The organism is Listeria ivanovii subsp. londoniensis (assembly GCF_000763495.1).
Lineage (GTDB): Bacteria > Bacillota > Bacilli > Lactobacillales > Listeriaceae > Listeria > Listeria londoniensis.
This window is the reverse complement of sequence record NZ_CP009576.1, coordinates 832,521-847,166: the sequence shown is the minus strand read 5'-3', so window position 1 is coordinate 847,166 and position 14,646 is coordinate 832,521. Positions and strand designations below refer to the sequence as shown.

The 14,646-nt window shown below is 37.4% G+C and carries 15 protein-coding genes; all 15 read right to left on the bottom strand.

What is annotated here, in order from left to right:
* Positions 1 to 20: 20 nt before the first annotated feature.
* Positions 21 to 1,430 carry a hypothetical protein gene (locus JL53_RS04135; RefSeq protein ID WP_038406852.1) on the bottom strand — a complete coding sequence of 470 codons (1,410 nt, stop codon included), beginning with the start codon at positions 1,428 to 1,430 and terminating at the stop codon, positions 21 to 23.
* A 5-nt stretch (positions 1,431 to 1,435) separates the two neighbouring features.
* The gene (locus tag JL53_RS04130; protein ID WP_038406851.1) at positions 1,436 to 2,944 is read right to left on the bottom strand and encodes a flagellar motor switch protein; all 1,509 of its coding nucleotides are present in this window, start codon (positions 2,942 to 2,944) and stop codon (positions 1,436 to 1,438) included.
* A 2-nt stretch (positions 2,945 to 2,946) separates the two neighbouring features.
* A complete protein-coding gene (fliM, locus tag JL53_RS04125) occupies positions 2,947 to 3,939 on the bottom strand; it encodes a flagellar motor switch protein FliM (protein WP_003746093.1) in 993 nt (330 codons plus the stop codon).
* 20 nt (positions 3,940 to 3,959) lie between these two features.
* Positions 3,960 to 4,196 carry a flagellar motor switch protein FliN gene (locus tag JL53_RS04120; RefSeq protein WP_003718841.1) on the bottom strand — a complete coding sequence of 79 codons (237 nt, stop codon included), beginning with the start codon at positions 4,194 to 4,196 and terminating at the stop codon, positions 3,960 to 3,962.
* Between the two features lie 13 nt (positions 4,197 to 4,209).
* Positions 4,210 to 5,445: a flagellar hook protein FlgE gene (gene flgE / locus JL53_RS04115; RefSeq protein ID WP_038406850.1), complete on the bottom strand. Its 1,236-nt coding sequence runs from the start codon at positions 5,443 to 5,445 to the stop codon at positions 4,210 to 4,212.
* 18 nt (positions 5,446 to 5,463) lie between these two features.
* Entirely contained in the window at positions 5,464 to 5,886 is a 423-nt protein-coding gene (locus tag JL53_RS04110; protein ID WP_003718838.1) for a flagellar hook capping FlgD N-terminal domain-containing protein, read from the bottom strand.
* A gap of 1 nt (position 5,887) precedes the next feature.
* A complete protein-coding gene (gene fliK, locus JL53_RS04105) occupies positions 5,888 to 6,922 on the bottom strand; it encodes a flagellar hook-length control protein FliK (RefSeq protein ID WP_038406849.1) in 1,035 nt (344 codons plus the stop codon).
* A 15-nt stretch (positions 6,923 to 6,937) separates the two neighbouring features.
* On the bottom strand, positions 6,938 to 7,348 hold the full coding sequence (locus JL53_RS04100) for a hypothetical protein (RefSeq protein WP_038406848.1): 411 nt from the start codon (positions 7,346 to 7,348) through the stop codon (positions 6,938 to 6,940).
* 18 nt (positions 7,349 to 7,366) lie between these two features.
* Positions 7,367 to 7,666 carry a flagellar motor switch protein FliN gene (locus JL53_RS04095; protein WP_003746084.1) on the bottom strand — a complete coding sequence of 100 codons (300 nt, stop codon included), beginning with the start codon at positions 7,664 to 7,666 and terminating at the stop codon, positions 7,367 to 7,369.
* Between the two features lie 12 nt (positions 7,667 to 7,678).
* Complete coding sequence (locus JL53_RS04090) at positions 7,679 to 9,529, bottom strand: chemotaxis protein CheA (protein ID WP_038406847.1); 1,851 nt, start codon at positions 9,527 to 9,529, stop codon at positions 7,679 to 7,681.
* A gap of 19 nt (positions 9,530 to 9,548) precedes the next feature.
* Complete coding sequence (locus JL53_RS04085; RefSeq protein ID WP_003718832.1) at positions 9,549 to 9,908, bottom strand: response regulator; 360 nt, start codon at positions 9,906 to 9,908, stop codon at positions 9,549 to 9,551.
* Between the two features lie 277 nt (positions 9,909 to 10,185).
* The gene (locus JL53_RS04080; RefSeq protein ID WP_003724427.1) at positions 10,186 to 11,049 is read right to left on the bottom strand and encodes a FliC/FljB family flagellin; all 864 of its coding nucleotides are present in this window, start codon (positions 11,047 to 11,049) and stop codon (positions 10,186 to 10,188) included.
* Between the two features lie 235 nt (positions 11,050 to 11,284).
* Positions 11,285 to 12,193, bottom strand: a complete 909-nt coding sequence (locus JL53_RS04075; RefSeq protein ID WP_038406846.1) for a chemotaxis protein — start codon at positions 12,191 to 12,193, stop codon at positions 11,285 to 11,287.
* A gap of 12 nt (positions 12,194 to 12,205) precedes the next feature.
* On the bottom strand, positions 12,206 to 14,119 hold the full coding sequence (gene gmaR, locus JL53_RS04070) for a transcriptional anti-repressor GmaR (RefSeq protein ID WP_038406845.1): 1,914 nt from the start codon (positions 14,117 to 14,119) through the stop codon (positions 12,206 to 12,208).
* A gap of 22 nt (positions 14,120 to 14,141) precedes the next feature.
* On the bottom strand, positions 14,142 to 14,642 hold the full coding sequence (locus tag JL53_RS04065) for a hypothetical protein (protein ID WP_003718828.1): 501 nt from the start codon (positions 14,640 to 14,642) through the stop codon (positions 14,142 to 14,144).
* Between the last annotated feature and the right edge of the window lie 4 nt (positions 14,643 to 14,646).

Below are 14,646 nucleotides of genomic sequence, written 5' to 3'. Positions count from 1 at the left end.
CTCCACCTCACTTCTGCTTTTTATTTCATTGCTTTATTTCCCGAAAAAATAATGATGCCGATAATGATGAGCGAAGGAACCCAAAACGGGATACTGCTAGAGTTGTTAGTTGATTTATTTTCTTTCTTTGCTTGCTTATTTGAAGTATTTTCAAGCTTTTTCACTGGATTTTCTGCCTTAGGAGCGGGTGTTGTGAAAACTGGTTGATTTTCTTTTGGTATAACTGGTTTACTGGTAATTATTTCTTTATGTATTGGAGGAAGTATCGGCTTAATTTTTTGCACTAGTACTTCACTGTAAATTTGCCCGTCCCAGTCTGTCCAGTAAAGCGTAATGTCTCCAGTGGTCGTTATTTCTTCGCTTATAAATCGAGCTCCATCCCGCATCACCCGATAGCGACTACCATTTACTTCAATATAAAGTTGTGAAATAGTAGCAAAATCTTCATTAATCATTCCTGTTAAAATAGTGTTTTTAATTAATTCGATGGAATGAAATGGGGTGCTATTGGTTCGAATTAGTAGTTTCGGTCCAAACGCTGGTATTTGGATGATTTCGCCTACAAGATCTTTCTTAAGCGTCAAACTTCCTCGCCAGCCAGTTGGATTTTTTTGCCAGTTTAACGGGATTACTTTTCCACTATCAGATTCAAAAGCAGGAAATTCAGTTGCATATTTATCTAATGTTAGTTCGATTTTTTCGCCAACTTGGACGATTTTCTTCTGTTCAGTTAAGATATCTATTCCGTTATAGCTGATAGCGGGGTCTTTAGGTTGATATAATTGTAGTTCTTTTAAAGTATCCACCGTTATTTCATTGCCAGCAAAATCCATTAGTTTTACTGCAAAAGTAATTTTTTCTCCTGGCTGAAAATCTGTTAAAGCTAGTTCGCCTTCCCATTTCTCGGTCCAAATGTTTTGTATTAATTGTATTTCTGCTTTGTTAGAATCCCCTTGAATGATGAGCGTTGCAGCTTTCACTCCTGATCCAGCATCGCTAGCATCGATGGATACGTGCAGCATACTTGTTGGTAAAATATCGGTATCATGGCTAATATCTATAGCTGAAAAACTGGGCGGTGTATTGTCTAGATTTATTTCATCAAGTTGCTTCACCTGAAATAAATCTTCGGCAACTAACACTGGTTCAAGCTTCTCTTTTTGATATAGCTCGGCGCGGTAGCTACCATCTAAATCCGAATCAGTTATCGTATAAACCGGCTCCTTCAAAAAACGCTTCTGACCTTGTTCATTAATTAAAACGATTTTTAAGTCTTCCGCATTTTCAAGGCGAAAGTGAATTTCTTCTCCGGCCGTATATTCTGTTTGTTCATTTTCAAGTGAAATCGTTGGTGGCATTATTTCCGTAGCATCTACTTGATACGAAAAAATTATCCAAAACAAAACGATTAATACTCCCAGTTTACGCACATTTTTCACCTAACTAACTCAGTCATTTGTATCCCAAAATGATCATCGACACGGACTAAAATCCCTTTGCCAATGATAACGCCATTTAACATCAAGGCAAGTGGCTCATTCATACTTTCTTTTAAAATAATCACATCTTTTTCACACCAGGAAATAAATGTTTCTAGTTTCACTTTTGCTGTTCCAAAAACTACTTCTAGCTTCACTGGAATAGCTTCTAAAATTGCTTCCATTTCCGACAAAGTTTCTTTTTCCTCGATTGGAAGTGGCATTTCAGGTTTCATTTCTTGTGTGTCAGCTTTATTTGCTACTTCTTGAGCTTGAATGGCAAGCATGAGTTGCGCCATTTCTTTTGCAGCAGCTGGGTTGAAGATTTGGTACATCGGTGTTTTTAGTAAGCCTTCTACTTCAAGTGGAAAAATCACTTCCACTGTTTTACCTTCAGCGATATTTTTTTGAATCATCGTATCGCCAAAATTACAAAATTCCATCGTTGGGGGGCTAATATCAATTTTTGTTCCGAGCATTTCTGACATTGCTGTAGCAGAAAAGCCCATCATCTGGTTCATTAACTCTTGTACGGCGCTGACTTCAAGCTCAGTTAATTCTGCATCTTCTTGAACTTTGCCATCACCCATCATCATTAAATCAGCCATAATTAGCGCGGCATTTTTGCTAATAATAAAGGTGTTGCTTGAACGTAATCCCTCGACGAATTCGACACTAGTCACGAGACACGGACGTTCGTTAAATTCAAACTCTTTACTATCAATTACTCTGGCTGTTGGGATTTTTAACGAAACTTTTCGGTTTAGTAGCTTGGATAAGACAGTAGAAGCAGAACCAATACCGATATTACATACTTCTAAAAACACGTCTAATTCTTCCGCAGTTAAATTGATTTCTTCTTTTTCTGGCTCGGTATCACCAAGTAACCTCTTGGCAAGTTCTTTTCCTTTATTTACGGGAATCAGTTGCATTAAATTGGAGGTAATAAGATCGCCAATGATTAAATCAAAACCAACTTTTATCATCGTTTGGTCTTCGCTATCTTCTAATTGTTCTTTTAAAGCAATGACTTTAATGTCTGGTGTGGTGATATCAATCATTTCTCCAAACATATTACTCATCGCGGTTGCCGAGTGCCCCATCATTTGGTTCATCGCTTCTTGTACTGCACTTAAATGAAGTTCTGACAATTCCTCGTTTGGATCAATATTTCCGTCGCCCATCATCATTAAGTCAGCGATAGCGGCAGCAACTTCTGATTGCAACACAAATAAATTCCGCATTTCGATTCCTTTGTGGAAATTCACTTCTAAGACAACATGCGGAATATCAATGTCTTTCGTATTATAAATATCCACAATTTCTACTTTAGGCGTGGAAATTGTCACTTGTTGGTGTAATAAATCTGATAAGACCGTAGAAGCTGAGCCAAACGAAATGTTGGCGATTTCTCCTATCACATCTAGTTCCATTTGCGTGATATTTTTATCTAGTAATTGCTCCACTTCTACCTCTCCTGCTCTGTCCGCCCTGTATGACGCATAAATTTAACGGCTTTTTGGTTACCACTTTTTCCCATATAACATTCAAATTTCCATTTTTCGGTTACATATCCTTTTAGCGTGTCGCGGATGTGTGTTTCCGTTAGCAAAACATCGCCCACTTCTAGCTTATTCAGTTCTTTCCAAGTAGTTTTAATTTCGCCAACACGAATACGCGCTTCTTTTTCGACTTGATGCAGTTCTTGTTCCACTTCTGCATCAAAATTCCGTCGCTTGTCAAACGTGTATTCAACGACATTTTCGAGTTTATTCATAATCTCTTCTACAGAGAAAAATGGCACACCAATCCGCATCGTGCTAATCCAAAACTCTGATTTGATATCCACATTTACAAGCGCCATCATATCATTTGGGGATGTCACACGAATAAGTGCTGGGTTAGTTTCGACGCTGACGATTTCTGGTGCAATTGGGTGCACAGATTTAAAACTTTCTTTCAGCGCTTCGCAAAATTTTTCTAAAATCGACTTCAGTGTCAGCTCTTCAAAAACAGAAAGTAATCTACGTTCACTTAGTTTCCGTTTTGGATTTCCGCCAGACAAGCATTCATGAATATAAATGACATACGCCAGATCAAGTTCAATAATGATTTGGCCAAGCTCTGGATCACCAAGGTCAATAATGCAAAAAATGTAGCTGTCATTGGGCATGGTTTCAATATAACCACTCGCAAAAGAAACTTGATCCGCAAGAGTTGCTTCGGTGTGAATCGGAATTCGAATACGCTGAGAAACAAACTCCATACTTTTTTTCGTAAAAGCAGATGCAACGGTTTTTAGGCTTTCGAGGTGTTCAGCACCAAATTTTTCTGGTTTATGAAAATCATAGGGATGAAAGCGCCCAAAGTCGCCAATTTCCGTACTTTCATCGACTACCTTACCTTCACTCATTTGGGAAAGCAGGGCGTCAATTTGTTCTTGACTTAATTTATCGCTCATTTTTTGTCACTCCCTAGCTCTCATGAAGAACTTCCCTCTCCTAATTTGGTTATTTTAACAAACATTTTTCCGTCTTTTGTCAGAATTTCACCGTAACCAATACATTTGCCAGAAATCGTAATTTTGACAACATTAGCGACAGAATCTTCTAGCCTAAAAACGGTCCCTTTTTTCACGTCTAGTAAACTGGCGATTGGTTGTTTGGTTCGCCCTAGCTCAAAGTCGATTCTGAGTGGAATATTATGATTTATTTTCATTTAGCTAAACTCCCTACTGAATCAAGTTTACGATTTGTTTCATCACGTCATCGGCTACACGAATAACTTTTGTATTACCTTGGAAACCACTTTGGTAAGTCATTAAATTAACAAACTCCCGTGATAAATCTACATTAGAGCCTTCTAGAGAAGAACCACTAATTCCCCCTGCGCCGTTTTGTCCTGCAACACCGTATACTGCATCGCCTGAAGAAAGTCCAGGAACATATTCACCGTTCCCCATCTTCACAAGACCATCTTCATTTGAAAAAGTAGCGACTGCGAGTTGGGCAACTGGAATTACAGTACCGTCTGAATAGCTCACTGCGATATAGCCAGAATCAGTTATCGCGTAGTCTTTCACTGTTGCAGCGCCTTTTCCATCAGAAGTTGGTGAGAAAACTTGGTTAGTGCCGTAGTTTGTTAAGCCGCTTAAATTTAAGTCCATATCAATTTGTTTGCCGTTCACTGTCGTATTGATTTGGATATTTCTTAGAGCTGCAGCGTTCGTAAGTTCTCCTTGCGCATTATAGTTAAGCGTTCCAGTTACTGGTGGTGTCAGCGCTTTGCCGTCCATTTGGATTTCGTAATCATAAGAAACATTACCGTTTGCATCTGGAGTACTAGCTTTCATATTCACTTGTAGTTTGTGTTTTCCGCCGGCGTTATCATATACCGAAAGCTCGGAATTAATGGTATCTTTTTCGCCCCAATCAAGTGGAATGTTCCCGCTCAAGCTACCTGTTTTCGTTGCTTCACCAGGAATGGCACTATTTAGAGGGATTTGAATTGGTTGTAGATTTCCACTTAAGACATTCCCGTTTTTATCTGTTGCGTAGCCCATGACATATTTACCTTGTTGCGTAGTTAAATAATTATTATCTGATACAGCAAAACTACCATCACGAGTGTAGACGATATTTCCGCCAGCATTATCTCCAGCGATGAAAAAGCCACGACCTTGAAGTGCAGCATCTTTGTTTCTGCCAGTCGATGTTGGTGAACCTGCTGTATAATCTGTTAAAATTGCGCCAATTTTTGCTCCTGAACCGAAGCTCATTGGGTTTGTTCCAGCATATAATCCACCTGCTACTGATCCCATCGTGTTTTGGTAAAGTAAGTCATTGAAAACGACGCTTTGTTTTTTATATCCTGTTGTATTGGCATTGGCAATATTATTTGATGTAACTGATAGCGCTTGTTGAAACGCATTCATCCCTGAAATAGCTGTGTACATAGTTTGATTCATAAGTCACACTCCCAAATTTTAATTAATTTCTGTTACATATGTCAGTGGCACGAGACTATCTTGTTCTTTTAATTTCAACATTACGCCATTTGTCGTCTGCTGAACGCTTTCTACTTGACCGCTAATCACTTCTCCATTTAATGAAACGCCTTTAATATCTTTACCGATAAAATTAACCGCAGATTGCAAAGCTGAATTTTGTGCTTGTTCGGAAAGTTTGTCGACGGCGGTCGTCATATTAGCAACTTGTTCCATCAAAGAGAGCTGCGCCATTTGCGACATCATTTCATTCGTATCAAGTGGACTAGATGGATCTTGATACTGTAAGCTTGTTAAAAATAATTTCATAAAATCGTCTTTACCAAGTGTTTTCGATACACTTGATGTGACAGCGTTGTTCGTATCTTGAGTAGCCCCTGATAAGCTTGTAATTCCGTCCAAATTACGTCTCCTCCTCTAAATCAAATACTTTCGGTTTGTGTTCCTCCCGGTGTGGGTGTTCACGTTCTTTTTCTTTTTTGGATTCTCCTTGATGTCTTCCTTCTGACCCTTGTCCGCTATCTTTTGGTGCCTGCTTTTCGGTCATGGTCACAGCCACTTCTACGCCGCGGTCGCGGAAACGATTATGCAAATCTTGCGCCATTTGTTCGAGTTTTTGTTTGGCAGTCTGCTCTTGATATTCAATATGTACAAAGATTTTATCTGGCATTTTTTTGAGTAAAACTTCTACTTTCCCAAGCGATTCAGGTTGAATAGCAAAGAAAGCTTTATTTTGTTTGACTTGAAATTTTTGAAGTTGCTCGATTTGGTCGGTGATTGTTTTATCAAGTTGTTTTAATGTGACAGGGCTTTCAAGTTTGGCTATTGGTGCGGTTTGTTTGGTTGATTCATGCCAAATATTCGTTGTTTCTGCTGGCTTTTTAACAACTACTTCTTCTTTTATCGTGGTTGGTTCTTTTATCGTTGCTTTAAAAAGTTGGATAACTTCTTTTTCCTGAGGTAATTTAGTGAGTATGGATTGATTATTTAGGACGTTTTCTGCCAATTTTGGTGTTTCTTTAGTAGGCTGAGTCTGAACAGGTACTATTAATGGAACCATTACCGGCTGCTGTTGGGTGGGATTTTTCACTGGTTCTTTTGCTTCTTGAGGAAATGTTTCTACTTGGGGTTTCATTGCTTGTTTCGCGATGGCTATAAGGGTATCTTTTACTTCTTTTAGCTCTAAAGGTTCAGCAGTTAGTTTCTCTGCTTCGGCTTTCTCTAGTAGTTTTGCTGAAACGAGTGGTGTTGCGATTTCTTTTATCGGCATCTGCGTTTCGCTCTCGTTTTTCGAGTCTCCCTTTAAAAGCGGTGCAGGATTTTTCTCCATTAAAAGTGAAATAAATGGTAAGTCTACTAATTCTTCTGCTAACAGCTCTTTTGGCTCTATTTCTTTTTTTCCGATAAGTGGTTGTAGCAAATTATCTGGGATTAGCACGATTTTTCCTCCCTTTTACTTTAGTAGCACCATTTTTAAATCACGTAATGTTTGTTCTTCCCTTTTATTTTCAAGTTGTTGCCATTTTTTTCGTGTTTCAGCGTACATTTTCTTCGCTTGCTTGCCTTTTTCTTCTAATTGTTCTAAAATCTGCTCATTACTCTGAATGTACTGGCTTATTTGGCTAATTTCGCGCTCCATTTGTTTGATACGGCTTGGTGAGAATGCGTCTAGTTGCATGCTACCAGCTAACACAGATACTTGGAGTCTTTCTTTTTTTGTTCTCGAATAATAAACCTCTTGTTCGTGCGCTAATTTTGAAGCGACTTGTTCCCGTTTTGCTAGAAGTAACTGCAACTCTTTTAAAATGGCCGTTTTTTCTTGGTCCACTTTCATCTTCACTGCGTTATAAGCCTCTTGTTTCAAATCTCTTGCCTTCTTTCTTTAGTCGATTTCTGAGATTACAATTCCAAAGTTCTCATCCATCAAAATAGCTTCACCGATACCAACTTTCTTTTCATCTAAAAAAATCTCTACTTTATGGCCTGGTTTTTTCTCTACTTCGAGGACATCGCCAATGCTTAACTCAGCAATATCCCCAACAGGCATTTCTCGTTTTCCTAGGCGAACGATTAAGTTCACGCCAATATTTTCCACTTGGCGGATGGTTCCTTTTTCACGACCTTCTTGCGTCGTTTCTTTTGGTTCCCATTCAGGAAGTTCTACTTGAAATATTTGTTCCATCCTGGTTCCTCCTTAAAAACTCTCTAAATTTAAAATTAAAACAACACGCCCATCGCCTAAAATAGTTGCTCCGGAAAAGGCAATTTGGCTCTCACTGAAAAAGCTTCCCAGTGTTTTTAAAACGATTTCTCGTTGACCAATAATATCTTTAATTACTAGTCCAAAAGTTCGTTTGGCATTTTTTACAACAAGCAATAGTAACTCTTCTGTATCTTTCAGCGGTGTTTCATGGAAGCATTCGCCTAAATCAAGCACTTCAATAATTGTTTCGCGGTAATTGATTAAATCCTTACCGTGAACATGTTGAATATCCGCACGGTCGATGGTGATTGCTTCTGCGACGTTTGCAAGCGGCACTGCATAGCGATATTCTGCTGTAGTCACAAGCATCGACTGAATAATCGAAAGTGTTAGCGGAATTTCAATTCTAAAAGTGGAACCTGCATTTTCACTTGATTCAACACTTATTTTTCCACCGATTTTCAAAATAGTATTTCGAACCACATCTAGCCCAACCCCGCGACCAGAAAGATCAGACACTTGATCAGCGGTACTAAATCCAGAGTCAAATAACAAATCAAAAATCTCCGTGTCAGTCATTTTGGTTGATTCAGCTCGAGTTACTACATTTTTAGCAATCGCTTTTTCTAAGACTTTACGCTTATTAATTCCTGCACCATCATCGGCAATTTCGATAACGACATTGTTGCCACTATGGAATGCTTTTAAGTTAATGGTAGCTGTTTCGTTCTTGCCATTTTTACGTCTAACTTCCACTGTTTCCGCGCCGTGATCAACGGAATTACGTATTAAATGGACAAGTGGATCGCCAATTTCGTCAATAACAATTTTGTCCACTTCTGTATCGGCACCTTCAATAACTAAATCTATCTTTTTCCCTAGTTCTTTTGCTAACGTCCGAACCATCTTTGGAAAACGATTGAAAACACTATCTACCGGAACCATTCTCATATTAAGCAAACCATTTTGGATTTCCTTGGATATTGAACTGAATCTGCCGAGATGTTCCATTAATTCTTTGTTATTGGTTTTTTCAGCGATTTCATCAATTCTTGCTCGTTCAATGACGCTTTCTTCAAATACATTCATTAATTTTTCGATTTTTTCAAGTTGTACACGAATAGTTTTATTTTCTAATCGTTTGGTTGTTTGTTTGGCAGTTTTTTTGATTTGTTCAGCTATTTGCACTTCTTCTACTTCTTCTTTAATGGTTACTTTTTCAATTTCAGAAATATCAAGGAGAACCGCTTCGATTTCTTCTTTAGTCTGGGATGATTCTAAGACTACATCAAAAGTTTGCTCGAATTCTTCTAGCTCAATAGCTTCCCGGTCTGGAGTTGTGTCTGAAATAATGCCAATTTCTGCAAGTCGTTCTAAACACATTACTGCTCGCACTGCTTTTAAAATCGCTGCATCTTCAATTTTTATACTAATTTGGTAAGTTGCTTCTGTTGATTCTTCTTGTTCTGGGGAGAGAAGCGCTTCTAAGTCAGCTACTGTTTTTGTAATATCCGCAGCACCTTGTCCACCGTGCTGAATATCCGAAACCATTGTTTCCAAATGGGAAGTGCATGTAAAAATAATGTCGACCAAATGCTCTGTTACAACTAATCGATTATTACGTACCTCATCTAATACATTTTCCATTGCATGCGTTAAATCAGCTACTTGCTGAAATCCCATCGTTGCTGACATACCTTTAAAAGTATGAGCTGAACGGAAAATTTCACTTACTAATCCGCCATTCGTCGGGTCTTTTTCAAGTTGTAACAGATTATCATTTAGTGCCTGTAAATGTTCTGAAGCTTCCTCTATAAACAGGTCTAACATATTTGTAGTCATGCAACCCACCTCCATTTCTCTATCTTGCTGCTTTTTCTAACGCCTCTAACACTCTATCCGCTTGGAAAGGTTTTACGATAAAATCTTTTGCTCCTTTTTTAATGGCGTCAACAACCATACCTTGTTGCCCCATTGCCGAACACATGATTACTTTAGCCGATGGATCTTTTGCCATAATTTGTGTTAACGCTTCTAACCCATCCATTTCAGGCATCGTGATATCAAGCGTCACAATATCTGGTTTTACTTCATCGTACTTTTTCACTGCCTCTAGCCCGTTTTCCGCTTCAGCAACTACTTCAAAATCACTGTCCTTCACAATATTCTTAATCATCGTACGCATGAACATCGCATCGTCGACAATCAACAACTTCAACATAAAATACAACTCCCATTCCTATACCTATTAAATATTTTTTAAAAAAATCGCATAATATCATTTTATAATAAAAACAAGACAATTTCTACCTTTTTCTGAAAAAATATCCGTTTTTTATAATAATATTAATAAAAAAATAATTAATCTCCATTCATTTGGCTTTATAACTTGTTTTCAATAAAAAAATATTTTCATAAAGTGAATTAAAAAGCCCCTCGTCCGGGGTGACGAGGGGCTAGGGGTAAACAATGTTCGATAAATGAATTTGATATGTTTATTAGCTGTTAATTAATTGAGTTAACATTTGCGGTGTTTGGTTTGCTTGAGAAAGCATGCTGATTGATGTTTGAGTAAGAATTTTGTATTTAGTCATTTCGGACATTTCAGCAGCCATATCTGCATCTTCAATAGAGGAAGCAGATGCTTTTGTTGCGATTGATTGGTTGTTCACGTTAGATACATTGTAGCTAAGGCGACTCATACCAGCACCAAGAAGCGCACGACCGTTAGAGATGTTGTTGATTAATTCGTCAATTGCTTCTGTAGCTTCTTGGGAAGAATCAGCATCAGCAACAGATAATGCACTATAACCAGCTACTGTAGAACCGCTACCTAGTGTAATTGTTCCAGCAGAAAGACCTTTTGCATTGAAAAGATCAATGTTGATTAAGTCATTAGCTTTATCAGATGCTTGGATGCTTACTTGAGTTGCAGCTCCTGTAGCAGTTTGATCTAGCAATTTGATGTTGTTGTAGTTAGTAGTGTCAGCAACGTGATCAAGTTCTTTGATTAAGCTACCGAATTCAGCAGTGTATTGTTTACGATCTTCGTCACTGAATGAACCGTTAGAAGATTGTACTGCTAATTGACGCATACGTTGCAAGATGGAACTCATGGAGCTAAGAGCTGAATCCGCTGTTTGTAACAAGTCAATACCCATGGATGAGTTTTTGCTTGCTGCATCTAAGCCTGTAGATTTAACGTTCATACGAGTTACAACTGCAAGACCAGCAGCGTCATCAAGAGAACTGTTAATACGTTTACCAGATGCCAAACGTTCTTGTGCTTGAGTCATGCCTTCGTTGTTTTTACGAAGATATTCTTGTGTTTTCAAGCTAATAATATTTGTATTTACTTTCATTTGTGTTTCCCTCCTAGATTTCGGTTTAGAAAAGACTGCTCTTCTCTATATGCTTTATTATATCTTCGTTTTTTAAAAAAATCAAATGTTTTTTGTTAAAAACATAAAAATAAGTTATTTCAATATGCAAAAATACTTTAAAATGGCTTTAAATAAAGATTTTATCATTTTTATAATTAATTAGTTTTTTAAAAAATAAGTGTTTGAACAAATCAGATTGTCCAAACACTTATTTTTATAGTACGAGTTCATCTAATATATTAATCAATTGGTGAATATTAGGCTTACTTACTTGCGCATCAGCACCTACACCGGCACCTTTGTGTTCAAGATCTTCTGTAATTAGCGACGAGAAAATAACAACTGGCAAGTCGCGTCCAATTTCATCTTCTTTTATTACTTTTGTTAAATGATGCCCGTCCATTTGCGGCATTTCAATATCGGTAATAAGCAAATTGACATTATCAAACGTTTGTTGTTTTTGTTCTTTTAGTAATTTGAAAATGTGTTCTTGGGCTTCTTTCCCATTTGCGAAGAATTGCAGATTCGTGTAACCAGCCTCATGAAGCGTGTCCTCCAGTAATTGTCGAAGCATTTGTGAATCTTCTGCGATAAAAATCGTTTTCTCTTCACGGTTTACTTTTCTAGTAATTCGGTCTTCGCCTGTAACTGCAAAATCAGCATTTCCGCTAATTTCATAAATAATTTTTTCGTAGTCGAGTAGTAGGACTAAATTGCCCTCTAGTTTCACGATCCCAACAGCCAACTCTTCTAAGCCAATCGAAAGTTTTTCTGGCTCTTCAATTTGTCCCCAAGAAATACGTTGAATCCGGTGTACTTCATCGACACGGAAAACGATTTTCATTTGGTTTAATTCAGTAATGATAAATTTAGTGTTTTCTGGTTCAATTTCTGGAAGTTTCATGACACGGGCAAGATTGACAACTGGCATAATTTCGCCACGCACTTGAGAAACCCCTTCAATTGCCGGGTTAGAGTCTGGTACTGGTGTGACTTCTAGAGGATGAATGATTTCCTTTACTTTTAAAACATTAATACAAAATAAGTTTTCGCCAACTGTAAAAGTAACAATTTCTAATTCATTTGTACCACTTTGTAGTAAAATCCCTTTTTCTTCTGTCATATTACTGGCCTCCTATCGATTATTGGTCATAGCATCTTGAAACACGGTAACTTCATCTAACAGTTTTGCTAAATAGCGGTTGTTCGGAAATTCGTCCATTGCTTCGCTAATTCGGTCCGCGCGGTTTTCCGCATCAATTTTGATTGCCCAAAGGTAAAAACGGAAATCAGTGCTAAAATTATCTATTCCTCTTTCAGCAATCGAAAGCGCCTCGTCTTCTACTCCAGCATCCACTAAATAATTAATTAAATTAATATAGCCTTGTTTTGTAACTTCATTGGCATCAACAATATTATAAAAATCAAGCGCGATATCAGCAAAATCATATTGGAAGAATAAGTCAGCGATATGACTGTTAATGCTATCATGATATCCAGTTCTTAATGCCAATAAGTAATCCGCAAATTCGCCTTTTCCGAGTGCAATTGCTCGTTCTAATACAAATAAATAACGTTTTTTACTAATTCTTGGTCCATTTTCGAAAATAAAATTATAAATATCGCCAACATCACTATTTTTCATTACTTTTTCAATTGGTAATTGTGGATTTTCGTAATGCCACAAACAAAGATCTGCCGCGTCAATCAATTCTTCTTTTATCCCAAATACAATTGCAGTTTCACTAATAACAGGGAAAACGTTGCGAATCGTACGGATTTTGACTTCGGTTGCTTCTGCGACTGGCGGATAAACATCAGTAAGTGACTGAACAATTAGCTCAGACAGTTCTGCATAACCTTGTTGTGTCGTCATCGAAAGCAAACGTAACCCCGTCTCCGTACTTGAAATAAACTGATGACGTTCCATAAAAGCAAAAATTTCTTTTGGCTCGTGGAATTTGCTTAGTAGCATGATCATTTGGAACATCACGCCATAATCCGAACTATTTTCAGCGTAGGCTTTAGAAAAATATGTCATTGCTCGAGTATAATCTTTTTCTTCTAAGTAAATGTGTCCCAGCATTTTGTGTGGAATAAAGTTGGTTGCTTCGTATAAAACGATTGGTTGATAGTCAATCGTTGTCGTTTCGAGCAAACTTTGATAAATTTCTTTGGCGTCTTCTAGTTGGTGACTTAGGTAAAGAATGTTCGCTTTTTTAAGTGGGAATTCTGGCACGTTTGGCCAAATAATTCTTGCTTCCTCAATAATCGCCAAGCTTTCTTCGTAGCGTTTTTCTTGTTCTAATAAATCCGCAATATGGTAAGCACTTAATTTCGCCCAAATATACTGGTTATCGTCACGCAGCCGAAATGCTTCCGAAAACTCTTTTAATGCTTCTTTATTCTTACCAAGTCGATTCATTTCTTGGCCAATATTAAAATGAACGAAACCACTATCTTTATTATTTTTCACTTCTTTTTCAAGCAAGCGCAGATTACGATTCGATTTCCCTTGTTTTTCAACAATTTCCGACATATAACCATAATGATAAATTTTTACATCTGCAATTCCCGCTTCAATGCTATGTTTATCAACTGCTTCCAATTGTTCATGAATAACCCCACGAAAACAAATCGTTCCATCATTTTTGTAAATACGAGGCATATGGTTCGTTGTCGTCACACGCCCTTTTTCCCCTGTAAAGCTAATAATTTGCGCCATATAGATGGATTCGTTTTGTAATTTCAATTGTTTTTTTAATTTCAAATAACTTTCTTCTTCCAAGCATTCATCTGCATCAATCGCCATAATCCATTTTCCAGTTGCTTTAGTTGCAGCAAAATTTCTTGCATCAGAGAAGTTTCCGGTCCATTCAAAATCATAGACGAAATCAGTGAATTCTTTGGCAATTTTTTTCGTTTCATCCGTGGAACCAGTGTCTACAATAATGATTTCTTCAGTAAACTTTCTAAATGATGCTAGGCTTTGTCTTAAAATATGCGCTTCATTTTTGACAATCATACAAATCGAAATTAACGGCCGCATGAACTTTCCCTCTTTCTATCAATTAATTCACTAATTTTATTTTATCGCTACTTGTTCGGTGCAGAAGATGTTTTTTTGTTTTCGGTAAATCATAAATCATACTTTGGACATCGCATGTTTTAGCCACATCTACTGGAATCACATCAGTTGGCTTATCTCCGTTGTAAAAACAACATACCAAATCCATTTTACTAATAATCTGTGCTAAAAATTTCTCATAAGTTGGTTTTGCGATGATCGTATTAAAATAGCCAAATGACTGATAACTACTCCCCAGTCGTTCCAAATAATCAATGGCTGATAAAAATGGTTCTGGTAAACACTCTTTCGGCGCAAAAGTATAAATAGACAACCTCGGAGCCAGATGTTCTTTTTTAAGAAAAAACTGCAAAACTTCATTTTCAATCGACTTATAACAGAGTAAGTGAATATGATTAACAGGTACAAATTTTTCTAAATAGCTTTCGATTTCTTGTTTGTCATAATCCGTTAGTGTATGGGAACCGCTTAAAAATAGTTGCAACTAA